23 protein-coding genes and 1 tRNA gene are annotated in these 26,601 nt (G+C 68.9%); 19 read left to right on the forward strand and 5 right to left on the reverse strand.

Annotated features, from left to right (window positions below; genetic code table 11):
- Positions 1-12 precede the first annotated feature (12 nt).
- Entirely contained in the window at positions 13-867 is an 855-nt protein-coding gene (locus tag ACLIBK_RS00105) for a hypothetical protein (RefSeq protein ID WP_415385170.1), read from the forward strand.
- A gap of 79 nt (positions 868-946) precedes the next feature.
- Here the strand turns inward: ACLIBK_RS00105 and ACLIBK_RS00110 are convergent, their stop codons facing one another.
- A complete protein-coding gene (locus ACLIBK_RS00110; RefSeq protein WP_415385171.1) occupies positions 947-1,261 on the reverse strand; it encodes a hypothetical protein in 315 nt (104 codons plus the stop codon).
- A gap of 254 nt (positions 1,262-1,515) precedes the next feature.
- Here ACLIBK_RS00110 and ACLIBK_RS00115 point away from each other — a divergent pair, with 254 nt between their 5' ends.
- From ACLIBK_RS00115 to ACLIBK_RS00140, 6 genes are all read left to right on the forward strand, one after another.
- Positions 1,516-1,911, forward strand: a complete 396-nt coding sequence (locus ACLIBK_RS00115; protein ID WP_415385172.1) for a terminase small subunit — start codon at positions 1,516-1,518, stop codon at positions 1,909-1,911.
- A gap of 197 nt (positions 1,912-2,108) precedes the next feature.
- Positions 2,109-2,906, forward strand: coding sequence for a nuclease-related domain-containing protein (locus ACLIBK_RS00120; RefSeq protein WP_415385173.1), 798 nt, complete (start codon positions 2,109-2,111; stop codon positions 2,904-2,906).
- Between the two features lie 388 nt (positions 2,907-3,294).
- Positions 3,295-4,368 carry a hypothetical protein gene (locus ACLIBK_RS00125; protein WP_415385174.1) on the forward strand — a complete coding sequence of 358 codons (1,074 nt, stop codon included), beginning with the start codon at positions 3,295-3,297 and terminating at the stop codon, positions 4,366-4,368.
- Positions 4,369-4,580: 212 nt separating this feature from the next.
- Positions 4,581-6,563, forward strand: coding sequence for a site-specific DNA-methyltransferase (locus tag ACLIBK_RS00130; RefSeq protein WP_415385175.1), 1,983 nt, complete (start codon positions 4,581-4,583; stop codon positions 6,561-6,563).
- Positions 6,560-8,923 (forward strand): hypothetical protein, encoded by a 2,364-nt coding sequence (locus ACLIBK_RS00135; protein WP_415385176.1) that lies wholly within the window; start codon positions 6,560-6,562, stop codon positions 8,921-8,923. The genes ACLIBK_RS00130 and ACLIBK_RS00135 overlap by 4 nt, the downstream gene beginning before the upstream one ends.
- Before the next feature lie 13 nt (positions 8,924-8,936).
- A complete protein-coding gene (locus tag ACLIBK_RS00140) occupies positions 8,937-9,623 on the forward strand; it encodes an HNH endonuclease (RefSeq protein WP_415385177.1) in 687 nt (228 codons plus the stop codon).
- A 43-nt stretch (positions 9,624-9,666) separates the two neighbouring features.
- On the opposite strand, the gene ACLIBK_RS00145 is transcribed toward ACLIBK_RS00140, so the two are convergent.
- From ACLIBK_RS00145 to ACLIBK_RS00160, 4 genes are all read right to left on the reverse strand, one after another.
- Entirely contained in the window at positions 9,667-10,197 is a 531-nt protein-coding gene (locus ACLIBK_RS00145) for a hypothetical protein (RefSeq protein WP_415385178.1), read from the reverse strand.
- A 69-nt stretch (positions 10,198-10,266) separates the two neighbouring features.
- A complete protein-coding gene (locus ACLIBK_RS00150; protein WP_415385179.1) occupies positions 10,267-11,208 on the reverse strand; it encodes a tyrosine-type recombinase/integrase in 942 nt (313 codons plus the stop codon).
- An 89-nt stretch (positions 11,209-11,297) separates the two neighbouring features.
- Complete coding sequence (locus tag ACLIBK_RS00155; protein ID WP_415385180.1) at positions 11,298-12,128, reverse strand: DUF6538 domain-containing protein; 831 nt, start codon at positions 12,126-12,128, stop codon at positions 11,298-11,300.
- A 94-nt stretch (positions 12,129-12,222) separates the two neighbouring features.
- Positions 12,223-12,296, reverse strand: a tRNA-Gln gene (locus ACLIBK_RS00160).
- A gap of 109 nt (positions 12,297-12,405) precedes the next feature.
- On the opposite strand from ACLIBK_RS00160, the gene ACLIBK_RS00165 reads away from it, so the two are divergent.
- From ACLIBK_RS00165 to ACLIBK_RS00220, 12 genes are all read left to right on the forward strand, one after another.
- Complete coding sequence (locus ACLIBK_RS00165; protein WP_415385181.1) at positions 12,406-13,467, forward strand: Ppx/GppA phosphatase family protein; 1,062 nt, start codon at positions 12,406-12,408, stop codon at positions 13,465-13,467.
- 79 nt (positions 13,468-13,546) lie between these two features.
- Positions 13,547-14,230: an RlmE family RNA methyltransferase gene (locus tag ACLIBK_RS00170; protein ID WP_415385182.1), complete on the forward strand. Its 684-nt coding sequence runs from the start codon at positions 13,547-13,549 to the stop codon at positions 14,228-14,230.
- A gap of 89 nt (positions 14,231-14,319) precedes the next feature.
- Positions 14,320-15,819, forward strand: a complete 1,500-nt coding sequence (gene guaB, locus ACLIBK_RS00175) for an IMP dehydrogenase (protein WP_415385183.1) — start codon at positions 14,320-14,322, stop codon at positions 15,817-15,819.
- Positions 15,820-15,849: 30 nt separating this feature from the next.
- Positions 15,850-17,190, forward strand: a complete 1,341-nt coding sequence (locus ACLIBK_RS00180; protein ID WP_415385184.1) for an RsmB/NOP family class I SAM-dependent RNA methyltransferase — start codon at positions 15,850-15,852, stop codon at positions 17,188-17,190.
- On the forward strand, positions 17,187-17,738 hold the full coding sequence (locus tag ACLIBK_RS00185) for a GNAT family N-acetyltransferase (RefSeq protein ID WP_415385185.1): 552 nt from the start codon (positions 17,187-17,189) through the stop codon (positions 17,736-17,738). Before ACLIBK_RS00180 ends, ACLIBK_RS00185 begins: the two co-directional genes overlap by 4 nt.
- A 66-nt stretch (positions 17,739-17,804) precedes the next feature.
- Positions 17,805-19,403 (forward strand): glutamine-hydrolyzing GMP synthase, encoded by a 1,599-nt coding sequence (gene guaA / locus ACLIBK_RS00190; RefSeq protein ID WP_415385186.1) that lies wholly within the window; start codon positions 17,805-17,807, stop codon positions 19,401-19,403.
- Positions 19,404-19,513: 110 nt separating this feature from the next.
- On the forward strand, positions 19,514-20,275 hold the full coding sequence (locus ACLIBK_RS00195) for an SDR family NAD(P)-dependent oxidoreductase (RefSeq protein WP_415385187.1): 762 nt from the start codon (positions 19,514-19,516) through the stop codon (positions 20,273-20,275).
- Positions 20,276-20,362: 87 nt separating this feature from the next.
- Positions 20,363-21,400: an amino acid ABC transporter substrate-binding protein gene (locus ACLIBK_RS00200; RefSeq protein WP_415385188.1), complete on the forward strand. Its 1,038-nt coding sequence runs from the start codon at positions 20,363-20,365 to the stop codon at positions 21,398-21,400.
- A 19-nt stretch (positions 21,401-21,419) separates the two neighbouring features.
- A complete protein-coding gene (locus ACLIBK_RS00205) occupies positions 21,420-22,445 on the forward strand; it encodes an amino acid ABC transporter substrate-binding protein (protein WP_415385189.1) in 1,026 nt (341 codons plus the stop codon).
- Positions 22,446-22,947: 502 nt separating this feature from the next.
- Positions 22,948-24,804 carry a ribonucleoside-diphosphate reductase subunit alpha gene (locus tag ACLIBK_RS00210; protein WP_415385190.1) on the forward strand — a complete coding sequence of 619 codons (1,857 nt, stop codon included), beginning with the start codon at positions 22,948-22,950 and terminating at the stop codon, positions 24,802-24,804.
- Positions 24,805-25,000: 196 nt separating this feature from the next.
- Positions 25,001-26,068, forward strand: coding sequence for a ribonucleotide-diphosphate reductase subunit beta (locus ACLIBK_RS00215; protein WP_415385191.1), 1,068 nt, complete (start codon positions 25,001-25,003; stop codon positions 26,066-26,068).
- Positions 26,069-26,265: 197 nt separating this feature from the next.
- Entirely contained in the window at positions 26,266-26,541 is a 276-nt protein-coding gene (locus ACLIBK_RS00220; RefSeq protein ID WP_415385192.1) for a hypothetical protein, read from the forward strand.
- Positions 26,542-26,601 lie beyond the last annotated feature (60 nt).

A 26,601-nucleotide genomic window follows, 5' to 3' on the forward strand; every position in this document is an offset into this window, starting at 1 on the left:
CCGGAGGACACCATGAAGGGACTGCTCACGAGGATTCTGGACGTGCTGCGTGGCGCGTGGGGTAGCCTCACCGGCGGCTGGGATTGGCTTGGCCACAGGTGGAACGCGATGGCGGCGACGCCGTTCGGCCGCGCTTGCGGGCAGGCGTGGACCTGGGGTGCGAAGGTGCCCGCGCAGGTCGTGCTGTCGCCTTTCTGGATCCCGATCATGACGGCCAAGGACAAGGGGCGCATCCGGCCCGTCGCTGACCGCTGCGCCGCCGCCGTCCGGCGTGGATACGAGGGCGTCGTCGGTGCGGCCGCCGGTCCTGCGAGGTCGGCCGCCAGCGCCGCCATCAGCCTGCCTGGCGCGGCCGTCCGAGGCGCCGCAAGCCTGCCGCTCCGGGCCGTCCGCTCGGTGCTCGAGGCGGTCCGCCCCCGTCCTGCGGTCGCTGCTCCCGCGCAGGCCGCTGCCGAGGCTGCCCGTCGGGCCCAGGAGCACGAGCAGAAGGCCGATGCCGCTGCGGACAACCGCGTCCTGCTGAACTCGTTCCGGAAGGTGGTTGCCGCCCGCGCGCGTGGAGCCCGCCCGCCCGAGGACTCCCTCGACGCGCTGCCGCCGTCCCTGGCGGTGTACGCCCTCGGCCTGGAGCCCGGGGAGTGCGAGGCGCTGGCCGTGGCGCGCACCGCTGTGCTGCGGATCCTGCTCGAGACCGGGGTCGCCCCGGACGGTGTCCGCTCGCCGCGTCAGGTCGCCGAGGACCGGGCCGAGGTGGAGTCGAACTTCAGGTCCAGCGAGGGCGAGCGTGCGTCGAGGCGCGCCGAGGTCCGCGCGGCTCTCCGGCGCGGACGCGCCCGCGACTTGGGAGCGGAGCCGCTGACTGCCTGAAGCTCGCGGCCCACCCGCAAACGAAAAGGGCCGCCGGGGCATCCCCCCGGCGGCCCGTCTTCATGTCGGTGACCCGGTGTCAGGCGTTCATGGCGCGGAGCGCGGCGATCTGCCGACGGGCGGCAGCGAGCTCGGCGAGGAGGTCGCGGCGCTCGTCGTGCATGAAGTCCAGCTCGGCCTCAGCATCGGCGAGCTTCTCGCGAAGGGCCGCCGCGCTGCCCTGGTACACGGCACCGGCTGCGGCGTGGGCCGCGGCATCGGAGCGGGCGACCTGGGCGGCTCGGCGCGCGGAGGCGTCGCGAGCGTCGGCGAAGGCGTTGCCAGCCGCGAAAGCAAGGAGCCCCAGGCCAGCCTCGAAGGTCCCCACGTAGTTCTCGGCGGCGGCGCGGCTCATGGCGGTCTCCCTGGTCGGCGGTGGCGTCGGTCCCACACTGAATACGGGAAAAATCGATCTAAGTCAACGAGTTACCTATAGGTCCGCCGCCACGCGGTGTGCTACCTTTTATCTATTCTGGTGTCCTGCGCCCGGCGACGCTTCCCGCCCGCGCTGACCCGGCTACCACATCATCCCGTAGTCCGCCGTGCTCCTATGAGCGCGGCTCTTCCTGCTGCGGACATCGGCGGCCAGATGCCGCGAGGTGGCCCGACATGGCGTTGACTGCGAAGAAGAGGCGCTTCGTCGAGGAATACCTCGCCGACCTGAACGCATCCGCGGCGGCGATCCGCGCAGGCTACTCCGCCGCCAGCGCCAAGCAGATCGGCTCCCGCCTCATGCAGGAGGCCGACGTCGCCGCCGCCCTGGCGGAAGCGATGGCCGAGCGATCTCGGCGCACGCACGTGTCGGCCGACCGCGTCGTGCGGGAACTGGCGAGCATCGCCTTCGCCGACATCCGCGACACGGTGACGTGGGGCCCCGGCGGAATCGTCATTCGCGACGCTGACGACATCAGCGACGACGCCGCAGCCGCGCTGGTCGAGGTGTCGGAGACTACGCAGGGGCATCGCGAACTTCGAGGTCTTCGAAGCGGAAGCTGCCCCGGATGACGAGCCGTCCGATGAGGACGACGACTGAGCCATGAAGCCGCCCTCGGGACACCCCCGAGGGCGGCTTCTCTCGTTTCAGACCGCCCTCAACGGTCCGGCGCCCTCGCCAGGAGGTCTGCCGTGCTCATGCCCCCAGCCCCGCAGGTGCTGTCAGGGCCCCGCGCGGCTACGGTGTCCATGACCAAGGGGGCGGACTGATGGGCACCAGACTTTTCCTTGCCGATGACTTCGAGCACCCGCAGGAGAACCGGGCCTTCCGGCACCTGTGCTCCGCGGGTTCGCAGTACCTGGCCGGTGACACCGTGATCATCGGCAACATTCCTTACGGCGGCGACGGTCAGACCGCCCGCGCGGGCCAGATCGACGCGCTTGTCATCCGCCGGACCTCGATCACCGTCGTGGACTTCAAGGACTATGGCGGCGCCGTCCGTATCTCCGAGGACACCGAATGGACAACGGTGGAGGGAGCCAGGATTGCCGGGGGCGTCCGGGACGTGAACCCGTTCGCCCAGGTGGCCCGCTACAAATCCGCTCTGGCCGGTTGGCTGTCGCGGAGCGGTCTCCTCCGGCCGCCGAACGACCTGGGCCATATCAGCGGACTGGTGATGTTCACGCAGCCCATGGCAGTGGACGACGCGGCGATGAGCTGGAAGGCGAGGAAATGGTTTCTCGCTGCAGACCAGCAGGGCGGTGTGGAGTTCCTGCGCGACCGGGCATCACCCCGCCTCGACCTGTCGCTTGCCTCGATGGACGCCATCGTCGGCGCGATGGGCGTCAAGCCATTTGAGCTCAAGCTCGGGGATGCATGGGTTCCCTCCAGCGCCGTGCGGGCGGCGAGGCAAGCCGGTTACTTCGAGGCGATGCAGGAGATTGAGGACGCGGAGCAGTCCCGGTGGTGGGCGGAGAACGGCGAGCGGATCCAGGCTGAGTACGAGGAGGCCTGCCGCGGATGGGCCATCATGGACGGTATCCTGGACAAGCCGCAGGACCCCTGAAGGATGTCGACACGGCAGCTGTGTCAGCTATCGAGTTCCTGAAGCACCGCGCGCCAACCACCCTCGATGCCGCCTGCGGGGGTGACCTGCTGGCGACCTGGATCCTGAAGGGAGCCAGCCTCGCCTTGGCGGCCTCGTGTTCCAAGGCGTCCAGAGCCGCCGCGAGGAGGTCGGCCGTCGTCAGGCCGCGGCTTCGTGCAAGTCACGGAGGCGGTCATCGAACAGGGGGCGAGCGAAACCCGATCTGCCTTGCAGCCCGCCTGTGCTATCCTTGGACCTGGGTGTTCTCCGAGTGCAAAGGCCGGGGGAGTGCTGGGGAGACCCGGCGCTCCCCCGGTTTTTTGCATTCCGCTTTCCGTGCGCTCCGGCGGGCGGCATGATCTCGTCCATGAAGTTGTTCCGAGAGGCCCGGACCCTGAAGGGCAAGGCGTTGTGCTCGTTGCGCAGGGCGGTGACAGCATTCAACGGGTTCGACGAGGACGGGCGGGTGACATGCATCCTGCTCCACATGCAGCACGCGTCCGAAATGCTTCTGAAGGCCATCCTCGTACAGAAGCGGGTAAAGGTCTTCGACCCCGGAAAGCAGACCAGCCTCGGGTTCGCGAAGTGCGTCAATCTGGCCATGCAGCATGCCGGGCTCACGGCTGAGGAGGCCGGTTTACTGCGCGCCGTGGACGCGTTCCGGGACGCCGAGCAACACTGGCTCATCGTGGTGCCGGAGGATGTCCTCTACCTCCACGCCCGCGGGCTGGTGACCATATTTGACGACCTGCTCAGGCGCACCCTGGGCGACACCCTCGCCAGCCACCTGCCTGCGCGGGTGCTGCCGATCAGCACGCAGCCGCCGATCGGCTTCGACCTGCTCGTGGATCGGGAGTACTCCCAGATCCGGGAACTGCTACAGCCGGGCAGGCGGCAACGGGACGAGGCGCGCGGGCGCATACGCACCCTGCTGGCCATGGAGTCGCATGTCGCCGAGGACGTAGACGTCAGCGAGGCCGACATCGACCGCGTCGAGAAGGCCATACGTGGCGGCAAGGCCTGGAGCGCGGTGTTTCCCCGGCTCGGCTCGCTTGATACCCAGATCTCAGGATCCGGTGCGGCCGTCGTGGTCCGCTTCACGAAGAAGGAGGGGGAGGGAGCGCCGGTCCGTTTTATCGCCGCCGACGATCCGGCCGAGGCGGCCGCCGTGCGAGAGGTGGACCTACAGCGGCGCTTCCACCTCCCGGCGAAGAGGCTGGCTGCACTTCTGAAGCTGACCCCGCCGAGGTCGTTCGCGTTGCGGCAGCATCTCGGAATCGACAAGGACAAGGACTGCATGCACGTCTTTGCCTTCGGAAGCTCCAAGCACCCCCGGTTCTCCGATACAGCCCTGAACCGGATGAGGGAGGCCCTGGCAGCGGCGAAAGCCGGGGCGAATGCCACTTCCGTCCCTGGCGCCAGCTCGGTGAAGGCGGCATGACCTTGCCGCCTCAGGGCGGCTACGAAGACATCACTACCCGGCTTTCCCGTGAGCGCGGGGCAGGCCCGGACCCTTAATCACAGACCTGCGGTAGTGACCGACCCTGGCCTCTCGCGTTTCCGTGTGGGAGATGCGCGACAGGCAGGCTATGTTGACAAGCAATCTACGTACCTGTTTTGTTCCGCCAACTCCCCGCCGGTCGAGCACTCCTTATGTCTGATGTCCGCAACTATAATTCCCTCAAGCGCGAGGATCTAATCCGCCTTCTGGTGGACCGGGACGCTGACGACGCAGGGGGCCTGCGGCTGCGCTATAAGGGCCAGACGCCACCCTGGCGCATCGTCCGCAAGGTGCAGCCTCGGCGCCAGAAAATCGAACCGCGCCTGAGTGCGGGGCCCGAAAGCGCTCAATCAGCAAACCTGATTCTGGAGGGCGAGAACCTCCAGGCCATGGTGTCCCTCTACAAGTACCGGGGCCAGGTCGACCTCGTCCTCACGGACCCGCCCTACAACACCGGCGAGGATTTCCGGTACAACGACAAGTGGGACGAGGACCCGAACGATCCGGATCTCGGCGCCCTGGTCTCGGCCGAGGACGGCTCCAAGCACACCAAGTGGCTCAAGTTCATGGCTCCCAGGCTGTGGATGATGAAGGAGATGCTGCGACCGGGCGGCGTGCTGGCCATCTGCATCGACCACCGCGAGCTGTTCCGGCTCGGAATGCTGCTGGACGAGATGTTCGGCGAGACCAACCGCCTGGGCATCATCAACTGGCAGAAATCCTATGCCCCGCGTAATGACCGCAAGCACCTGTCGACCGCTACCGAATACGTCCTCGTCTATGCCAAGACCTTGGATCGAGCCTCGACGGCGCCCTTGGCCCGCACGGACGCGATGGATGCCCGGTATCTCTCGCCAGACGGGGATCCGCATGTCTGGAAGCCGGGCGACCTGACCGCCCCCGGCGCGCAAACGCACCCCGGCATGATCTACGCCATCCAGTCACCCTTCACCGGCTTGCTGCATTACCCTTCCGAGGGACGGTGCTGGGGCTCCGAGAAAAGGCGCATGAAGGCGTTCCTCGAGAAGTGGGGATCCGGCTACTCGGAGCGAGACATCCAGGACGGCAAGGCGAAGGCCCTCGTTATCAAGGACGCACCGCTTCCAGGCGAGGCGAAGTTCAGGCCGGACCATCGTGTGCTGAAGCAGGCCAAGACCGAGGCAGAGCGCATCCGAGGGGAGGGCAACTGGCCTGCCGCCCACTGGCGGGACGAGGGGCAGGGCACCTTCGGGATGAAGAAGTACCTGAAGGATGTGAAAAAGGGGATCGTGCCGACGACCTACTGGTCGGAGGACGACTACGGAGAGCCCGTGGATATCGGGGACGTCTCCTGGGAGCACGCCCAGTCCGGCCACAGCCAGGCTGGAGTCAACGAGCTCAGCGCCATCGTCGGCAAGGCACACAGCTTCGAGACCGTGAAGCCGCTCCGCCTGTTCAAGAAGATCATCCAGATCTGGTGCCCTCCGACCGGCATCGTGCTCGACTGCTTTGCGGGTTCCGGCACCACCGGACACGCCGTGCTGGACCTGAACCATGAGAGCGGAGCCGAGCGTCGCTTCATCATGGTCGAACAGGGCAGGCCGGAGCGGGGCGACAGCTACGCGCGAGGGCTGACCGCGGAGCGCATGCGGCGTGTCATCGCGGGCGAGCGCGTCGCGAAGGATGGAAGTCCAGCAACGGTGACTCCGTTGCCCGGCGGCTTCCGGTTCGCCAAGCTCATGCTGAAGGTGGACGCCGAGGCCGTCCTTGCGCTCGAGCGCGAGGAGATGCTGGACCTCCTGGTGACGTCTCATTGGGACCAGAGCGAACGGGCGAGCGCACACCTCCGTCGCCAGCCAGCGGGCAACCACACCTACCTTTTCGCAACCAGCGGCCGGAACGAAGGGTTCTTCCTGATCTGGAGCGGGCCGAAGAACCCCTCGGTCCTGGACCGCACGGCGTTCCGCGGCATCGTCGAGGAGGCCAAGGCGGCCGGGCTCGTCGCGCCCTACCACGTCTATGCCCGGAAGGCCCTCTACCTCGGACCCAACGTCGAATTCTACCAGATCCCTGACCGGATCCTGGAAAAGCTGGGCTTCAACGAGACCACGCACCCGTACTCGGAACGCCCCCCGGCCGAGGAGTCCGCGGCGTGACCGGCGGCATCGTCCTATTCCCCTTCCAAGTCCGGGCTTCGCAGCAGATCGCGAACCGATTCCTTGCTCTCGCCGGGGACCGCAAGCGGCCCATGGAGCACAGGGACTGGCCGACACCCTTCTACCAAGCCCTCTCGGCCCTGACCGGCGCGGGGAAGACGCCTATCCTTGCCGACGCGGTCGAGCAGATCCGGTCCACCATGCCCGCCGACGCGCAGCCCATCGTGCTGTGGGTGTCGAGGGCCAAGGCCGTCGTGGAGCAGACCTACGCGAACCTCGAGGCGGGCGGGAAGTACCGGCACCTCGTAGGCCCCTTCAACGTCGACTACCTCGCGAACCTGTCCCCCGAGGCTATCGAGGACGGCAGCACGGCGGTGCTGTCCCTCGCGACGGTAGGAGCCTTCAACCGGAATGAGGCCGCCAAGGGAGGCCTCAACGTCCACAAGACCGGGGACGACGACGGCGATGTCTCCTTGTGGATGGCCCTGACTGCGCGGATGACCCGTGGCGGTATCAGGCGGCCGCTGCTGGTCGTCTATGACGAGGGCCACAACCTCACTGATCCTCAGGCCAACCTCATCCTGGACCTCGAGCCCGACGCCCTGCTTGTGGCCGGGGCCACCCTCCGCTCGCTGAACCTGGGCAGGCTCGGCAGGGTGGTCGACCGGCTGCGGGACTACGGTTGGACGGACGACGCCCTGAGCGACGACAAGAGCACCATCCACCGTTGCCTGAAGACGGCGGTCAGCAGCAAGGCGGTGGTCGAGGCCGGGCTGGTCAAGCAGCAGGTCGTCATCGGCGCCAGCATGTCCATCATGGAAACCATGCTGGACGACATGCTCGATGCGATGACGGCGACCCGAAAGAAGGCGGTCGACTTGGGCGCGGGTTTCGAGCCGAAGGCGATCTACGTCTGCAAGACCAACATCAACCAGGACGACGGGACGCCCGACCTGCCATCACGGCCCTTCGCCGAGAGGCGGGCGCCACCAATCCTCATCTGGAAGCACCTCGTCTCCAAGGGCGTCGATCCAAAGGATATCGCGGTCTACTGCGAGCTGAAGTTCGAGCGCACCGACAATCCGCCCCCGGAGGAGTTCAACCTGTTTTCCGGAGGGGAGCAGGACTTCGCGGTGTTCACGGCGGGCAACTACAAGCACGTCATCTTCAACCTCAGCCTCCAGGAGGGCTGGGACGACCCGGCGGTCGGGTTCGCCTACATCGACAAGTCCATGGGATCGGCGGTGCAGGTGGAGCAGATCATCGGCCGGGCCCTGCGGCAGCCCGGGGCCCGACACTATTCCGACGTGGACCTCAACACGGCCACCTTCTTCGTCCGGGTGGACGACCGGCAGGAGTTCCCCCGCATCCTGAACATGGTGCGGCAGAAGCTCGGGGCAGAGCTGCCCGAGGTTGAGATCCAGGGCTACGACGACCCCCGGGATCGGCAGCGAGCGATCCAGCAGCCTAAGCAGGTGCTGCAGGTGCCCGAGATCCACATCGACGCCGCCGAGGCCGAGGAGACGATGGCGGTAGTCATGTCCAGCGTCCATGACTACCGGCACGACGTCCTGAACACGGTGGGCGTCGGGGAGTCCATGAGGGCTGTGCAGCGCATCGGTGACGGCTCGGCTGCCTCCGTCCAGGAGCTGGTCGCACCGCACTCCAACAGGGTCATGGCGCGCTGGATCGTCCGGCGGGAGATGCGGACCCTCTTCCCCCGTTCGGTCGCCGCGGTGGAGTGGGACGACGGACGGTTCGACGCCCGCGTGGAGATAACCAGCGCGGCCGCCACGGCCCTCCGGGACGATGCCGAGAAGCTGGTCGACGCCTTCCTGGAGGGGAGTGACCTCGTGTTCGAGGAGGGCAATCCCTATACGGCAGGCGCCCTGCACGTGAACCCGGCGAAGGCGAGACCCTTCGTCCACGCCCTGCACGACGCCTACGACCTGAACGGGCTGGAGCAGGAGGTCGCCGAGGCCCTCGACGTGACCGGCTACACCTGGGCCAGGAATCCCGCCCAGAACGGGTTCAGCATCCCGTTGCTAGACAAGGGGGACACCCAGCGGTTCTTCCCCGACTTCCTGGTGTGGAAGGACGGCATCATCTTCGCCGTGGATCCTAAGGGCGGGAACCTCCTGGCGAAGGATGCCGGGCGGAAGCTGCTCAATATCCAGGACGAGAAGAAGAACCGGAAGGTGCTGGTGCGCCTTATCTCCAAGGGAAAGTGGAACGACCAGATGAACGAGGTGAGCAAGTCGGGGTTCACCGTCTGGTCCGCCTACAGCACCACCGGCAAGCTGCGCGCCCGCCATGCCGCCGATGTCGCGGGAGCCGTCGCCATGGCGCTGAAGGCGTGAGCTGCGCAGGCCGATGAAGGACGAGGTTGCCGCGCGACTGGCGGAGGCCTTCGGACCACCCGCCAGAGACGTGCAGAAGGTGAAGTCCTGGACCCTGACCGGCGCTGTCGGCGTCGTGCTCCAGGTGGACCAGCCCAACCGCGAAAACGCCGCTTACGTGTGGCTCCCGTATCCTGGAGACGGGCAGGCTATCCCCGAAATCGCCGCAGAGTATCCGGGCGAGGCAGGGCGCCACAGCGGCACCTACGCCACCCCTGGTCTCCGCCGCGGCGACCCCGCCCTGAAGTTGACCCTACGTGATCCGGGGGAGGTCGCCGACGTCGTGGCATACCTTCGCGCCATGGCAGCCTCCGCACCGCTGCCCGAGGTCCGGGCACGGCCGGAGAGGGCAGGACGGATCCGGGCCGCAGGGCCCGGCACCAGCGCCCCCGGGCACGTCTCGGACACGGCGCCATCGGGCTTCATCGACCCGGCCTCGATGCCGCTCCCCGAGCCGGTCAAACCTCGCCGGGAGGCGATCCCCCGTGTAGTCCAGCGCGAGGTGTGGCAGCGGGACGGCGGCCGGTGCGTCGAATGCTCCACCCGGGAAAAGCTGTGCTTCGACCACATCGTCCCGTTCTCGTTGGGCGGCAGCAACACGGTCCGGAACATCCAGTTGCTCTGCGAGGGCTGCAATCTATCGAAGAGCAACCGGATCTGAGCGCGTCGCGCCGATGCTGGAGGTCCGTCAGGACCTCCTCGGGCTAACGGACCCGGCGGAGCAGCCAGACAGCAACGCCCACAGCCGCGGTCGCCCCTGCCGCCGCGGAGCCCGCGATCCAGGGAAGCCAACCGGTCGTCTCAGGTGGGGCAGGGCGAGGCGGGGTAGATAGCGGAGCCTTGGCTCGCGAGGTGCCGCCCCGCGAGGCCCCGGGGGCGGCTTTCAGCTTCTCTTCCCTGGCCGCCGGACCGTAGACCTCCTCTTCAGGCAGGTGCTCGGCCTCGAGCCGCATCACCATCCGGCCCAGCCCCCATTCCTCCCGAAGCAGGTCGAGCGGCACGGCCCCAAGCGATGCATTGGGCTGACGGATCCATCTCGACGGCGAGCCGTCCGGGCCGACGAGTTGCTTGGCCAGGGTCGCCAAGCGGCAGAGGAAGTCGGCTGTGTCCAGTTGGAAGCCATGTTTCAGGAGGCTGCGCCCCTGCCGATAGGCATGGACAGTGTCCAAGGAGCAGCGCATCGCCCTGGTGAGGTCATGGTCACCGAGTCCGAGCTCATCGGCCGCCGCGAGCATCTCCGCGGTCGTCCGGGTTGTGTCAGGACCAAAGCGGGGCAAGCCGGTCTCCACAGTCACCGGTTGGCATCATGGTCGCCGCAGACGCGAGAAGTCGACCTCGTCCGGGTACCGGATCGCCTCGACCGTGGCTTTCAAGTTCTGCATCCAGACGGCGTCCAGGTAGACCGTTACGCCCACCGACTGGCGGACCGGCTTGCCCTCGTCGTCCTCGCCGCCCGCGTGGCCGAGGACCGCGTCGATCCAGGACTCGCGCGCCTCGGATACCGCCTTGTTGCGGAGGATGGTCGCGACGTTGTGCCTCCAGGAGTGGAATGTGGTCTTCGGCCCGATCCCGATGGAGTTCTTATGCCTGGAGAAGTCCGATACGAAGCGGGCGCTCAGCTTGTCCGAAGATGGCGTGATCCTGTAGCTCGGGAAGAGCCTGGAGGCCCCCTCACGCCTCCGTCGGTCCACGAAGTCCATGATGCCTAGCTCGAGCAGGGCTGAATGGATGGGGACCGTCCGCTCCCCGGACTCGGTCTTGGGGGACCACGGTTCAGGTGCCGGGTGCTCCTGGATGACAAAGGCCATCACGCCCGCAATTTCCCGGATGTCCTCGGCTGGCCGAAGGCGGGCGATCTCCTCGACGCGCAGGCCGCTCCACATGCCGATGACGGTGACCCACCAGTGGTCGCTACCGACCCGGTCCTCGTCGAACCACTGCGAGGCCAGCAAGGCGTTGAGGTCGGCGTCCGACCACGGGCCCCTCTTCTTCAGCTTCCGGCGAACACCCTGATACTCCCATCCCCGGAACGGGTTCTCAGCCTTGGGGACGTGGCTGAGGCGTCCCGCGTGGATCCAGAACTGGCTGAGCTTGCTGAAGTGCTTCTTCAGGGTCCTCATCTGGAGACGGGGCACGCTCGGCTCGCGGGGTGCCCCGGGCGGCAGCAGCGCGTTCCGGGCGTCGATCGCCTTCTGCTTCTCGTCGGCCTGCCGGATTGCCTCCAGAGGCGGGACCGTGCGGCGCACGTCAGCCCGCGTCCCGCCTTTCCCGTGGGAAGCTGGCATCCGCAGCATCGTCTCCCGAAATAGGGCTGCGTCGGAACCATCGTACTCGTCTACCGGACGGTCGCCGACAATCGCTCGCCAGAGGTGGAAGGTGCCTTCGCTCTGCCGGACCTCGTGGGCGTCGTAGGGCCGGTGGCCTTCCGCGTGCTGCGTCTTATAAGCGACGAAACTCGCCTCGACTGCCGACCACAAGGGGGCTTGGCCTTGCGGCGCCCCGACTTTTCCGGCGGCGGATCGGCCGGTGCCAGCGGAAGAGGCTGCACGCTCTGCCTGTCCACGATAGCGGTGACCTCGTGCGCGACCCGCCGGGCGACCTCGGTCTCCATCAGCTGACGCTCCGCATCGCTGGCACGGCTCTCGGCGTCGGCGGCGCGTTCCTCGGCGTCGGCGGCATACTCCAGGGCCAGCCGCGCCTTCTCCTGCTCCAGCTCCTTCCTGGTCCGCGCCGCGTTCAGTTCCGCCCGATCCGCCACGCGCATCATGTGAGCCGCCACATGCCGCCGCTGTTCCTCGGAAGGAAGGGCCATGACGAGCTCGGCGCCGGTGGCGTTGAAAAGCTGCCTTGCCAGTGCGCCTTCGCCGCGGCCCAGGGCGGCAACCAGTTCGTCGGCGGTGGGCGATGCATGGAGAGGCTCGTCGAGGAGCTGGTCGATGAGCAACTGGGCTTGGCGCGCCGTGAGCGAGGAGTTGTTCTTCATCAATTCGAACAGGGTTTGAGTTGCAAGCCAGGCCTGCTTACCACGGGCAGCGGCGACCTGCGGAGAGGTCGTCCGGAGGCTCTTGTGGATTTCCCGTCTGCCCAGGCGTTCGACGAACGCGTCGGGAACCCTGCGCCGGAACCAGTACGTCCCGGACCTTCTTCGGAGATGCTCTGCAGCCATCGCGCCACCTCGTGGACCACGGTTGCGGACCAGGAGTGCGCACCAGCGCCCGGAACTCCTGGGCGTGGCGGCTATGTCACTGAAAGCATTGAGGTGGCTGGGGAACCTGGATTCGAACCAAGACTGCCCGAGTCAGAGTCGGGAGTTCTACCGTTAAACTATTCCCCAACGGCCGGCGGCGCAGCGGTTACCACGCGTTTTCCCCGGCCGCAACCATCCCCATATGAAAGTTCTTGCCGCAGGCCGCGGCCTTCCGGATCATCCCCTCGGCTCCAGCATGTTGAACGTCCTTCCCCCCTTCCGCCCAGACGCGGCCACACCGGCCCAGGCCCATGCCGCCCTGGACCTGGGGACCAACAACTGCCGCCTGCTGCTCGCCACCCCCGGTGGCCCGGACGGGTTCCGGGTGCTGGACAGCTTCAGCCGCATCGTCCGGCTGGGGGAGGGGCTGGGCGCCAGCGGTGCCCTGTCGCCGGCGGCGATGGACCGGGCGCTGGGGGCGCTGTCGGTGTGCCGGGGCAAGCTGGCACGCCGCCCGATCCGTGCCGCCCGCGCGGTGGCCACCGAAGCCTGCCGCCGGGCGTCCAACGGCGCGCTGTTCCTGCGCCGGGCCGAGGACGCGCTGGGAATGCCGATCGAGGTGATCTCGGCCCGCGAGGAAGCGGCGCTGGCGATGGAGTCCTGCTCGCCGTTGCTGGACCCGCGCTTCCGGCGCGCCCTGCTGTTCGACATCGGCGGCGGCTCCACCGAGATCGCCTGGATTCGCGCGCCGCAATCGCCCTGCGAGGCGCCCTCCCTGATCGGCTACGTGTCGCTGCCCGTGGGGGTCGTCACCCTGGCCGAGCGCCCCGGCCGCCCCTGCACCACGCCGGAAGGCTTTGCCGCCGTGGTGGAGGAGGTGGCGAGCCGCCTGGACGCCTTCGACGCCGTGCACTGCATCCGGCAGGAAATCCGCGCCGGTGGGGTGCAGTTGCTGGGCACCAGCGGCACCGTGACCACCCTGGCCGGCATCGCCCTGGATCTGCCGCGCTATTCCCGCCCGGCGGTGGATGGGCAGGTGCTGGACACGGCGGTGGCGGATGCGGCGCTGGCGGCGCTCTTCGCCCTCGGCACGCCGGGCATGGCGGCGCATCCCTGCATCGGGCCGGAACGGGCGGATTTCGTGCTGCCCGGCTGCGCCGTCTATGCCGCCATCCGGCGCACCTGGCCGACCCGGCAGCTGACGGTCTGCGACCGCGGCCTGCGCGAGGGCATGCTGCTGCGGCTGATGCGGGGCGAGTTCCCCGCCGTCCGGCGCCACCCGTCGTGGCACCAGCCTGCGGCCGCCGCCTCCCCCTGAACCTGTTCGGGGAAATCGGGCCGTGCGTCGCGCCGAGGCGGCGCCGCGCGGCCCCCCCGCTTTCGAATCGAGAACACGCATGTCCCAGACTCCCGGCAGCCGCGGCCTGCACACGGCGCTGAAAACCGCCAAGGGCCGCTCCACCGCGTCACAGCGCTGGCTGCAGCGGCAGATCAACGACCCCTACGTGCGCGCGGCCAAGGCGGCCGGCTGGCGTTCCCGCGCCGCCTTCAAGCTGCTGGAGCTGGATGAGCGCTTCCACCTCCTCAAGCCCGGGCTGCGCGTGGTGGACCTCGGCGCCGCGCCGGGCGGCTGGACCCAGGTGTCCGTGCAGCATGGCGGCGAGCGGGCCCGGGTGGTGGCGCTGGACCTGCTGCCCATGGACCCCGTGCCGGGCGCCACGATCCTGCAGGGCGACTTCGAGGACCTCGCGGCCGAGCAGGCCGTGCTGGCGGCGCTGGACGGTCCGGCCGACCTCGTGCTCTCGGACATGGCACCCAACACCACCGGGCATACCGCCACCGACCACCTGCGGATCATCGCCCTGGTGGAGCTGGCGGCCGACTTCGCCCGCAAGGTGCTCGCCCCCGGCGGCGCCTTCGTGGCCAAGGTGTTCCAGGGCGGCACGGAGCGGGAACTGCTGAACGCGCTGAAGCGCGACTACGCCCAGGTGCGCCACGCCAAGCCCCCGGCCAGCCGCAAGGACAGCGCCGAGGCCTACGTGGTGGCCCAGGGCTTCCGCGGCGGCGCCGCGCGATCGTAACGCGGCGGGCGCTGGACAGCGCGATCAGTCCGGGCGTAGGACGGGTCGCCAAGGTCGCGGCAGCGCCGCCCCACGAGAGGCCCCCGCCCATGGCACCCGACATGCTTTCCCGTCCCGACAGCCGTTCGCGCTTCGAGGAGGCCTATGCCTTCGACGACGTGCTGCTGGTGCCGGCCTATTCCACGGTCCTGCCCTCGCAGACCGATACGCGCACCCGACTGACGCGGGAAATCGCGCTCAACATCCCGCTGGTGGCTGCCGCCATGGACACGGTGACGGAAGGCCCGATGGCGATCGCTATGGCCCAGGCCGGCGGCATCGGCGTGATCCACAAGAACATGAGCTTCGAGGAGCAGGCGGCGCAGGTCCGCCGCGTCAAGAAGTTCGAGAGCGGCATGGTGGTGAACCCCGTCACCATCCACCCCGACCAGACCCTGGCCGACGTGCGCGCCCTGCAGGACCAGTACCACATCTCCGGCATCCCCGTGGTGGAGCCGGGCACCGGGCGGCTGGTGGGCATCGTCACCTCGCGCGACGTGCGCTTCGCCACCGACCCTAACCTGCGCGTCTACGAGCTGATGACGCGGGAAAACCTCGTCACCGTTTCGGCCGAGGTGACGCCGGAACAGGCCCGGGCGCTGCTGCACAAGCACCGCATCGAGAAGCTGCTGGTGGTGGACGACCAGTTCCGCTGCGTCGGCCTGGTCACCGTCAAGGACATGGACAAGGCCCAGGCCAATCCCAGCGCGGTCAAGGACGCGCTGGGGCGGCTGCGCGTCGCCGCCGCCACCGGCACCGGCGAGGACGGGTTGCGCCGCGCCGAGGCGCTGGTCGCCGCCGAGGTGGACGTGGTGGTGATCGACACCGCGCACGGCCATTCCGCCGGCGTGCTGCGCGCGGTGGAGCGGGTGAAGCAGCTGAGCAATTCCGTGCAGATCGTGGCCGGCAACGTCGCCACCCCCGAAGCGGTGATCGCGCTGATCGAGGCCGGGGCGGATGCGGTGAAGGTCGGCATCGGCCCGGGCTCCATCTGCACCACCCGCATCGTGGCCGGCGTCGGCGTGCCGCAGTTGACGGCGGTGATGGAATGCGCCGCCGCGGCGCGCGAGCGCGACGTGCCGGCCATCGCCGATGGTGGCGTGCGCTCCTCGGGCGACCTGGCCAAAGCGATCGCCGCCGGCGCCGACTGCGTGATGATGGGCAGCCTCTTCGCCGGCACCGACGAGGCGCCGGGCGAGGTATTCCTGTACCAGGGCCGCTCCTACAAGTCGTATCGCGGCATGGGCTCGATCGGCGCCATGGCGCGCGGCTCGGCCGACCGCTACTTCCAGGCCGAGGTGTCGGACAGCCTCAAGCTGGTGCCCGAGGGGATCGAGGGCCGGGTCGGCTACAAGGGCCCGGTGGGCACGGTGATCCACCAGCTCGTGGGCGGGCTGCGCTCGGCCATGGGCTACACCGGCTCCGCCACCGTGGCCGACATGCAGAACAACAGCCGCTTCCGCCGCATCACCGGCGCCGGCCTGCGCGAGAGCCACGTGCACGACGTCGCCATCACGCGCGAAGCGCCGAACTACCGCGCCGATGGCTGAGTGCAGCCCGCCCGCCGGCGCGCCGCGGCCTTGACCCCGGCCGCCCGCCTGTCGGCGGCGGTGGAACTGCTGGCGGCGCTGGAAGCCCAGCCCCGCCGGCCCGCCGACGCCACCGCCAACGACTTCTTCCGCGCCCGCCGCTTCATCGGCTCCGGCGACCGCCGCGACGTGTCCGACCGCGTCTGGGCGGTGGTGCGCGAGCGGCTGCGGCTGGACTGGCACCTCGCCCAGGCCGGGGCGGCGCCCACCGCGCGGCTGCTGGTGGCGGCGCATCTGCGCCTCGTCGACGGGGCATCCCCCGCGGCGGTGGCGGGCAGCTTCAGCGGCGAGCGCCACGCCGAGGCCCCGCTTTCCGCCCCCGAGCGCCGGGTGCTGGACGCGCTGGCCCCGCCGCTGCTGCGGCCGGAGATGCCGGAGGACGTCCGCTTCAACCTGCCGGCCTGGGCGCTGCCGGGCTTCCGGGAGCGCTTCGGCGAGGAACTGCCGGAAGCCGCCGCCGCCATGACCGGCGCCGCGCCGCTGGACCTGCGGGTCAACCTGCTCAAGACCACCCGGGACGCCGCCCGCGCCGCCCTGGCCGCCGAGGGGGTGGAAACCACCCCCACCCCCTGGTCCCCCTGGGGCCTGCGCCTGCCGGGCCGCCGCCCGATCCTGGCCACCGCCGCCTTTCGCGAAGGGCTGGTGGAGGTGCAGGACGAGGGCTCGCAGCTGATCGCCCTGCTGGCGGATGCCCGGCCGGGGATGCGGGTGGCGGATTACTGTGCCGGCGCGGCGGGCAAGACGCTGGCCATGGCCGCCACCATGAACAACCGCGGCCGCATCGTGGCCTGCGACGTGTCCGTCCCGCGCCTGACCGGCGCCACCCAGCGCCTGCGCCGGGCCGGGGTGGACAATGCCGAGACCCACCTGCTGGAACCCGGCGATCGCTGGGCCAAGCGCCGCGCCGGGCAGTTCGACCGGGTGCTGGTGGACGCGCCCTGCACGGGCACCGGCACCTGGCGGCGCAACCCCGACGCCCGGCTGCGCACCGGCCCGCAGGACTTGGCGGAACTGGTCACGAAACAGCAAGAAATCCTGTCGCACGCCGCTTCCCTGGTGCGCGCCGGCGGAAGGCTGGTCTACGCTACCTGCTCGGTGCTGCCCGAGGAGGACGAGGCGCAGGTGGCGAGCTTGCTCGAGAAGCGGCCGGAATTCCGCGTGGTGCCGCTGGAACAGGCCTGGGGCGAGGTTTCCGCGGGCGGGTCGCCGCCCTGCGCCGGCCCCTTCCTGGCCCTGGCCCCCCACGCCCAGGCGACGGACGGCTTCTTCTGCGCGGTGCTGGAACGCCGCGGCGGGGGGGACGAGGCCGCCGTGTCGGACGGCGCGGGGTGATCAGCATCCGGCGCGCCCGGCCGGGCGACGCGCCCGCGATCGGCGCGGTGCACGTGTCCTGCTGGCGCGACACCTATGCCGGCATCCTCGGCGACGGCTACCTGGCCAACCTTTCGGCCCCCCGCATCGGCGCCGGTTACCAGAACGGCCTGCTGGCCCGGCGCGGCGGCGAGGCGGTGTTCGTGGCGGAAGTGCCCGGCGACCGTCCGGGGGTGGTGGGCTTCGCCTCCGCCGGCCCGGCGCGGCGCGCCGGCATGGGGGAGGGGGAGATCGAGACCCTCTACGTGCTGTCGGACTGGCGCGACGGCGGCATCGGCCGCCGGCTGCTGCGGGCCTCGGCCGCGCATCTCGCCGCCATCGGCTGCCGCTCCGCCATGCTCTGGGTGCTGTCGGACAACCACGCCCGCTTCTTCTATCGCCGCCTGCACGGCCGCCCCGTGGCCACGGAGCGCATCCGCGTCGGCGGGCAGGAGATCGAGCAGACCGCCTTTTCCTGGGACCCGATCGGCACGCTGCTGACGGCCACGGCGGTGCAGCCGGAAGGCTGAGGCACCGCCGAGAACGGCCGGAACGCCGCCGCCGCGGACGGCTGGGCTTGACGGCGCGCCGCGTGCATGTTGCACCCCGCCATGGCCGAGCAGACCACCACCCCCGCCGCCCCTTCGGGGCATGACCGCATCCTGATCCTCGATTTCGGCAGTCAGGTGACGCAGCTGATCGCGCGCCGGGTGCGGGAATCCGGCGTGTACTGCGAGGTCTGGCCCTTCACGGCCGATGCCGAGCGCATCCGCGGCTTCGCGCCCCGCGGCATCATCCTGTCCGGCGGTCCGGCCAGCACGGTGGACCAGGGTAGCCCGCGCGCGCCGCAGGTTGTCTTCGAGCTCGGCCTGCCGCTGCTGGGCATCTGCTACGGCCAGCAGACCATGTGCATGCAGCTCGGCGGCTCGGTGGAGAAGAGCGACCACCAGGAATACGGCCGTGCCTACCTGGAGGTGCGGGAAGCCTGCGCCCTGACCCGGGATGTCTGGGCCCCCGGCGCGCGGGAGCAGGTCTGGATGAGCCACGGCGACCGCGTCGCCGAGCTGCCCGAGGGCTTCCGCATCGTCGCGACCTCCGAGGGCGCGCCCTTCGCCATGGTGGCCGACGACAGCCGCCACTTCTACGGCATCCAGTTCCACCCCGAGGTGGTGCACACGCCGCACGGCGCGCAGCTCCTGCGGAACTTCACCCATGCGGTCTGCGGCTGCGATGGCGACTGGACCATGGCCGCCTTTCGCGCCGAGGCCATCGGGCGCATCCGCGCCCAGGTCGGCGACGGCCGCGTCATCTGCGGCCTGTCCGGCGGCGTCGATTCCTCCGTGGCGGCCGTGCTGATCCACGAGGCGATCGGCGACCAGTTGACCTGCATCTACGTGGACCACGGCGTGATGCGCGGCGGCGAAACGGAACAGGTGGTTTCCACCTTCCGCGACCGCTTCAACATCAAGCTGGTGCACCGCGACGCCTCCGACCTGTTCCTCGGCGCCCTGGCCGGCGTCACGGACCCGGAGATCAAGCGCAAGACCATCGGCCGGCTGTTCATCGAGGTGTTCGAGGTAGAGCAGGAGAAACTCGGCGGCGCCGATTTCCTGGCCCAGGGCACGTTGTATCCGGACGTGATCGAGAGCGTCTCGGCCACGGGCGGCCCTTCCGTCACCATCAAGTCGCACCACAATGTCGGCGGCCTGCCGGAGGGTATGCGGATGCGGCTGGTGGAGCCGTTGCGCGACCTGTTCAAGGACGAGGTCCGCGACCTCGGCCGCGAGCTGGGCATGCCCGAGGCCATCGTCGGCCGGCATCCCTTCCCGGGGCCGGGCCTGGCCATCCGCATCCCCGGCGAGGTGACGCGGGAAAAGGTGCAGATCCTGCAGAAGGCCGACGCGATCTTCCTGGAGGAGATCCGCAATGCCGGCCTCTACGACGCCATCTGGCAGGCCTTTGCCGTGCTGCTGCCGGTGCGCACCGTGGGCGTGATGGGCGACGGCCGCACCTACGACCAGGCCTGCGCCCTGCGTGCCGTGACCAGCACGGACGGCATGACGGCGGACGTTTACCCCTTCGACATCGGCTTCCTCGGGCGGGTGGCGAACCGCATTGTCAACGAGGTGCGCGGCATCAACCGCGTGACCTACGACGTCACCAGCAAGCCCCCCGGCACCATCGAGTGGGAATGACCACCGCCTGAGGCGGCCGGCCGCGGCTGTTTCCCCGCCGCCCGGCATGGCATAGCCGTTCAGTGAACGGGCCTCCCGCGCAGGCGGCCCGCGGATCAGGGGAGGCGGCGATGGCGAACAGGCTGGCGAACAAGGTTGCCGTGGTGACGGGCGGCAGCCGCGGGATCGGCGCCAGTTTCGCCGAGGCCCTGGCGGCGGAAGGCGCCGCCGTGGTGATCGCGGACGTGATGGACGGCACGGCGACGGCCGACCGCATCGCCGCCGCAGGCGGCACCGCCGGTTTCATCCGCACCGACGTCACCTCCGAGGCCGAGGTCGCCGCGCTCTTCGCGGACACCGAGCGGCGCTTCGGCCCGGTGGACGCGCTGGTGAACAACGCCGCGCTGTTCGCCGACCTCGACAAGAAGCCCTTCACCGAGATCGATGCGGGGGAATGGGACAAGGTGATGGCCGTGAACGTGCGCGGCCCCTTCCTGTGCGCCCGGGCCGCGGCGCCGGCCATGACGCGCCGGGGCAGCGGCAAGATCGTCAACATCGCGTCCGGCACGGTGTTCAAGGGCATCGTCGGGATGCTGCACTACGTCACCTCCAAGGGTGCCGTGGTGGCCATGACCCGCTGCCTGGCGCGCGAACTCGGGCCGCAGGGCATCTGCGTCAACGCCATCGCCCCCGGCCTGACCATGAGCGAGGCGGTGGCGGCCAGCCCGACCTGGCAGGACGCATCATCCCAGGCCACGGTGAACAGCCGCGCGATCCGCCGCGACCAGCTGCCGCAGGACCTGACCGGCGCGCTGGTGTTCCTGTGCTCGGGCGACAGCGACTTCATGACCGGCCAGACGCTGGTGGTGGACGGCGGCTCCGTCACGCACTGACCGCAGGTGCCTTGCCCGGGAACCGCGCGAGGCCGTAAGCCTTGTTCCCGGCGGGCCGCGCGACGGGCCGCGGGAGGTACGACCGGCATGCCCACACTCGCTTCCACCCTGCGTGCCGGGATGGCCGCCGCCGCGCTGACCCTGCTGGGCGGCGCGCTTCCCGCCGCGGCCCAGCCGGCGGCCGATACGCTCGCCACCATCCGGGCGCGCGGCGCGCTGATCTGCGGCACTTCCCCGGCCACCGCCGGCTTCGCCAACCCCGACAGCCAGGGCGTGATGCGCGGGCTGGACGCGGATTACTGCCGCGCCGTGGCCGCGGCCATCCTGGGCGATGGCAGCAAGGCGCGCATCACCCCCACCAGCACGCAGCAGCGCTTCACCGCCCTGCAGTCGGGCGAGATCGACATGCTGTCCCGCGTGACGACCTGGACCTTGTCGCGGGAAGCCTCGCTGGGCCTGGCCTTCGCGGGGATCAACGTCTTCGACGGCCAGGGCTTCCTGGTGCACGCGGCAGGCGGCGTGACCTCGGCGCGCCAGCTGGACGGCGCCACGGTGTGCCTACAGCCCGGCTCCACCACCGAGCTGAACCTCGCCGACTATTTCCGCACCCACGGCATGCGCTTCACCCCGGTGCTGATCGAGGACATCGAGGAGCTGCGCCGCACCTTCCTGGCTGGCCGCTGCGACGCCTTCACCACCGACGCGACCTCGCTGGCCGCGCTGCGGGTCAACCAGGGGGACAACGCGTCCCGCTACGTGCTGCTGCCCGAACTGATCTCCAAGGAGCCGCTGGGCATCGCCGTGCGCAAGGGCGACTGGCGCTTCTTCGACGTGGTGCGCTGGACCCACTTCGCCCTGCTCACCGCCGAGGAGATGGGGCTGACGCAGGAAAGCGTGACCCAGGCCGGCAGCAGCACCAATCCGGACGTGCAGCGCTTCCTCGGCCGCACCGGCGACCTCGGCAAGATGCTGGGGTTGGAGAATGACTGGGCGGTGCAGGTGGTGCGCGCGGTGGGCAACTACGGCGAGGTGTGGAACCGCAACCTCGCGCCGCTGGGCATCCCGCGCGGGGTGAACGAGCTCTGGACCAAGGGCGGGCTGCACTACGCCCCGCCGATGCGCTGAGGGAAGGGGACCCACACCGATGCTGCGACGCTTCCTGCCGTTCCTGCCGCTGCTCCTCGCCCCGGCCCTGGCCGCCGCGCCGGCCGTGGCGCAGCCCGCCGCCGACACGCTGGCCGCCGTGCGCGCCCGTGGCCAGGTGATTTGCGGCGTGACGCCCAACACGGTGGGCTTCGCCACCCCCGACAGCCGCGGCGACTGGCGCGGGCTGGACGCCGACTACTGCCGCGCCGTCGCGGCTGCGGCGCTGGGCGACCCGAACAAGGTCCGCTTCGTGCCGACCTCGGCGCAGACGCGCTTCACCGCGCTGCAATCGGGCGAGGTGGACCTCCTGAGCCGCGCCACCACCTGGACCCTGGCGCGCGAAGCCTCGCTCGGCCTGGAGTTCGCCGGGGTCAACTACTACGACGGCAACGCCTTCATGGTGCACCGGCGCCTCGGCGTGGACAGCGCCACAAAGCTGGACGGCGCCACGGTCTGCGTGCAGCCCGGCTCCACCACGGAGCTCAACGTCGGCGATTATTTCCGCCGCAACAACATGCGGCTGAACCCGGTGGCGATCGAGAACCTGGAGGAGCTGCGCTCCACCTTCGCCGCCGGCCGCTGCGACGCCTACGCCTCCGACACCTCCACCCTGGCGGCCTTTCGCGTCGGGATGGGCGATGCCGGGCGCGACTACGTGCTGCTGCCCGAGGTCTTCTCCAAGGAGCCACTGGGCCCGGCCGTGCGCAAGGGCGACTGGCGCTGGTTCGACCTGGTGCGCTGGACCCACTTCGCCCTGCTGACCGCCGAGGAGCTGAACATCACTCAGGCCAACGTGGCGGAGGCGGTCAACAGCGCCAACCCCGACGTGCAGCGCTTCGCCGGCCGCTCCGGCGGGCTCGGCACCATGCTCGGTGTGTCGGATGACTGGGCAGTGCGGGTGATCAGTGCGGTCGGCAACTTCGGCGAGATCTGGGAGCGCAACATCACCCCGACCGGCATGCCGCGCGGGGTGAACCGGCTGTGGAACCAGGGCGGTCTGATGTACGCCCCGCCCATGCGCTGAGGCGCGCGCGACTCGGGGAGAACCGAGCCGGGGAGGGGTCTCGCCTCTCCCCTTAGCGAGTGGCCGGAAGGCGGCTTCGGAAATCCGTGGGCCACTGTTTCGGGCTACCGCGCGGTTGCACGCGGGCCGGGCAGGGCAAAGCGCCCCAGTTCAGCCTGCCCAGCCGACGTCACCGAAAATTCTCACGATTCCGGGAAAGAAACCGCGCCGCGACTCGGTCCCACCGTGTGGACGATCTTGTGCGCGAATCTCAGGACATCAGGTGCAACGGCTTGAAACACCGGGGTTGCGGCATCGCAAAGCCACGCCGTGGCCGGAAAGTCACGACTCGTGCTGAACCACCCTGTCAACGGCGAACATGCGGATGGAACGTAATTTGAGCCCCTGACGCACCAGGGCTTGTGGCGTTATGGTGTCGAGCACGCAGCATCTGGTAGGCCTCCCCCCGCGCCTGACACGACCTGTGACGCTCAAGAGGCCACGTTTCTCAGGGATTGTAGCCATGTTCGACGCCGTTCAGCTCGCGGGTCACGGTCAGGTGGTGGTGGACCGCTCGCGGGATGCACTGCTGACCGATTTCGGCAAAGCGACCCTCGACGACCGCTATCTGCTGCCCGGTGAGTCCTACCAGGACCTCTTTGCCCGGGTGGCCAGTGCCTATGGCGACGACGCTGCCCATGCGCAGCGCATCTACGACTATATCTCGCGCCTCTGGTTCATGCCGGCCACCCCCGTGCTGTCCAATGGCGGCACCGAGCGCGGCCTGCCGATCTCCTGCTTCCTGAACGAGGCCAATGACAGCCTCGATGGTATCGTGGGCCTGTGGAACGAGAATGTCTGGCTGGCCTCCAAGGGCGGCGGCATCGGCTCCTACTGGGGCAACCTGCGCTCCATCGGCGAGAAGGTCGGCCAGAACGGCAAGACCTCCGGCATCATCCCCTTCATCCGCGTGATGGACAGCCTGACCCTGGCGATCTCGCAGGGCTCGCTGCGCCGCGGCTCGGCCGCCGTGTACCTGCCGGCCTCGCACCCCGAGATCGAGGAGTTCGTGGACCTGCGCCGCCCCACCGGCGGCGACCCGAACCGCAAGGCGCTGAACCTGCACCACGGCATCCTGATCCCCGACGCCTTCATGCGCGCCGTCGAGGCGGATGAGGAATGGGCGCTGACCAGCCCCAAGGACGGCGCGGTGGTGCGCAAGATCTCGGCGCGCTCGCTGTGGATCCGCATCCTCACCGCCCGCATGGAGCAGGGCGAGCCCTACATCATCTACTCCGACCACGTGAACAACGCGCGGCCCGAGCACCACAAGCTCTCGGGCCTGGAGGTGAAGACCTCCAACCTGTGCTCCGAGATCACCCTGCCCACCGGCCGCGACCAGCACGGCAAGGAACGGACGGCGGTGTGCTGCCTGTCCTCGCTGAACCTGGAAACCTGGTTCGAGTGGAAGGACGACCCGCTCTTCATCACCGACGTGATGCGCTTCCTGGACAACGTGCTGCAGAGCTTCATCGACACCGCCCCCGACAGCATGGCGCGCGCCCGCTACTCGGCGATGCGTGAGCGCTCGGTGGGGCTGGGCGTGATGGGCTACCACTCCTTCCTGCAGGCGCAGAACGTGCCGTTCGAGAGCGTGGTGGCCAAGGTGTGGAACAAGCGGATGTTCAAGCACATCCGCGCCCAGGCCGATGCGGCCTCCCGCCTGCTGGCCGACGAGCGCGGCCCTTGCCCGGACGCCGCCGAGTACGGCTTCAACGAGCGCTTCTCCAACAAGATGGCGATCGCGCCGACCGCCTCGATCAGCGTGATCTGCGGCGGCGCCTCGGCCGGCATCGAGCCGGTGGCCGCCAACGTCTACAACCACAAGACCCTGTCGGGCTCCTTCATCGTGCGTAGCCCGCACTTGGCCAAGGTGCTGGCCAAGCATGGCCGCGACGACGAGGACACCTGGACCAGCATCACCGTCAACAAGGGCTCGGTGCAGCACCTGGATTTCCTGAGCGAGCAGGAGAAGGCGGTGTTCAAGACCGCCATGGAACTCGACCAGCGCTGGGTGATCGAGCATGCGGCCGACCGCACACCCTTCATCTGCCAGAGCCAGTCGGTGAACCTGTTCCTGCCGGCCAACATCCATAAGCGTGACCTGCACCAGATCCACATGATGGCGTGGAAGAAGGGCATGAAGTCGCTGTATTACTGCCGCTCGCTATCCATTCAGCGCGCCGACACGATCAGCGAGAAGGTCGCGATCCAGCCCAGCCTCGGCCTCGCGGTGGCCAACGACGTGCTGCCGCCGCTGCCCCTGGTGGCCAAGGCGGCCGAGACCACGAACTACGAGGAATGCCTCGCCTGTCAGTGAGGCTGCGCGTCGCCGGTCGGGTCTAGGGGGGCCCGGTCGGCGACGTCATCTTATCCAGGCTATCCACAGCACCACGCCCGTATCGTGAACGGCTGCGGCCGGCGGGCGGCGCTATGATCAACCCTGAAACAAAGGCGGAACCGCGCGGCCCGACTGCGCCGTGGGCTTGCCGCGCCATAACGGAAGGGCCTCTCGCATGCCTGACGGCTTCAGCACCAACGGGGCGGGCTCGCCCGACGAACTGCCCGTGAAGTTCGACCTGCTGACCTCCAACCCGGTCTACAAGCCCTTCCGCTATCCCTGGGCCTACGAGGCCTGGCTGATGCAGCAGCGCGTCCACTGGCTGCCGGAAGAAGTGCCGATGGCCGACGACGTGAAGGATTGGCAGAAGAACCTGTCGGAATCCGAGCGTAACCTGCTCACCCAGATCTTCCGCTTCTTCACCCAGGCAGATGTCGAGGTGAACAACTGCTACATGAAGCACTACAGTCAGGTCTTCAAACCGACCGAAGTGCTGATGATGCTCTCCGCCTTCTCCAACATCGAGACGGTGCACATCGCCGCCTATTCGCACCTGCTCGACACCATCGGCATGCCGGAGATCGAGTACACCGCCTTCCTCAAGTACAAGGAGATGAAGGACAAGTACGACTACATGCAGAGCTTCTCGGTCGCCAACAAGACCGAGATCGCCAAGACCCTGGCCGCCTTCGGCGCCTTCACCGAGGGCTTGCAGCTCTTCGCCTCCTTCGCGATCCTGATGAACTTCCCCCGCTTCAACAAGATGAAGGGGATGGGCCAGATCGTGACCTGGTCCGTGCGCGACGAGACGCTGCACTGCCTGTCCGTGATCCGGCTGTTCCGCACCTTCGTGCAGGAGAACCCGGAGATCTGGACGGAGGAGTTCCGCCGCGACCTCTACCTGATCTGCGCCACCATCGTGGACCACGAGGACGCCTTTATCGACCTCGCCTTCGAGTTGGGCGGCGTGCAGGGCCTGACCGCGCCGGAGGTGAAGTCCTACATCCGCTTCATCGCCGACCGCCGACTGCAGCAGTTGGGGCTGGAGCCGCTCTACCACGTGGAGAAGAACCCGCTCCCCTGGCTCGACGAGATGCTGAACGCGATCGAACACGCCAACTTCTTCGAGAACCGGGCCACCGAGTACTCCAAGGCCTCCACCGTCGGGACCTGGGAAGAAGCCTTCTCCGACTCCGTGTTCAGCCCCGTCCGGCCAGCAGAAGAGATCACCGCCCAGCATTGAAGTCGAATTTTCGTTGCAGACCGCCGCGAAGCTGCGCGGCGGCCTCTACTGTCGATAAAAAGGAACTGTTTCAGCAAATCTAAATCAGTTCACGTACATTTTTCTCGGCCTTCTAGGCTTCGGCTGCCGCTCCGCTTAGGCTGTTCAGGCATCCGGGGGTTTTACCCAGAAGATGTGCCGAGGAGCCTGAACTGAGCATGCCTGAAGGCGACGACATCAGCGGCCGAGCGGCGCCACGTGGCGTTTCCGTCCCTCGGCAGACGCGCCGCCTGTCCGACAAGATCCTGATCGCGTTCCATCACGCTTGCGATCAGGAAGACTATGAGATTGCGGAGGAGCTACTGCGTTTGTTGGAGATGATGCTGACCCGCCGACCGGTGCAGCCGGACGCGAACCGCCGCAAGAACATCGAGAGCCTGGTCGCCGCGCACGAGCGTCTCTGGTTGTTGAAGCACCCGGAGCCCCGGCGCTAGGGTCCGCTCGAAAGGTCTGGCGCGGCCTGGGCGCCGTCCTCCATCTCCGGAAGGAACTCC

The sequence above is a fragment of the Roseomonas sp. BN140053 genome, from assembly GCF_047690175.1.
Taxonomy (GTDB): Bacteria; Pseudomonadota; Alphaproteobacteria; order Acetobacterales; family Acetobacteraceae; genus Roseomonas.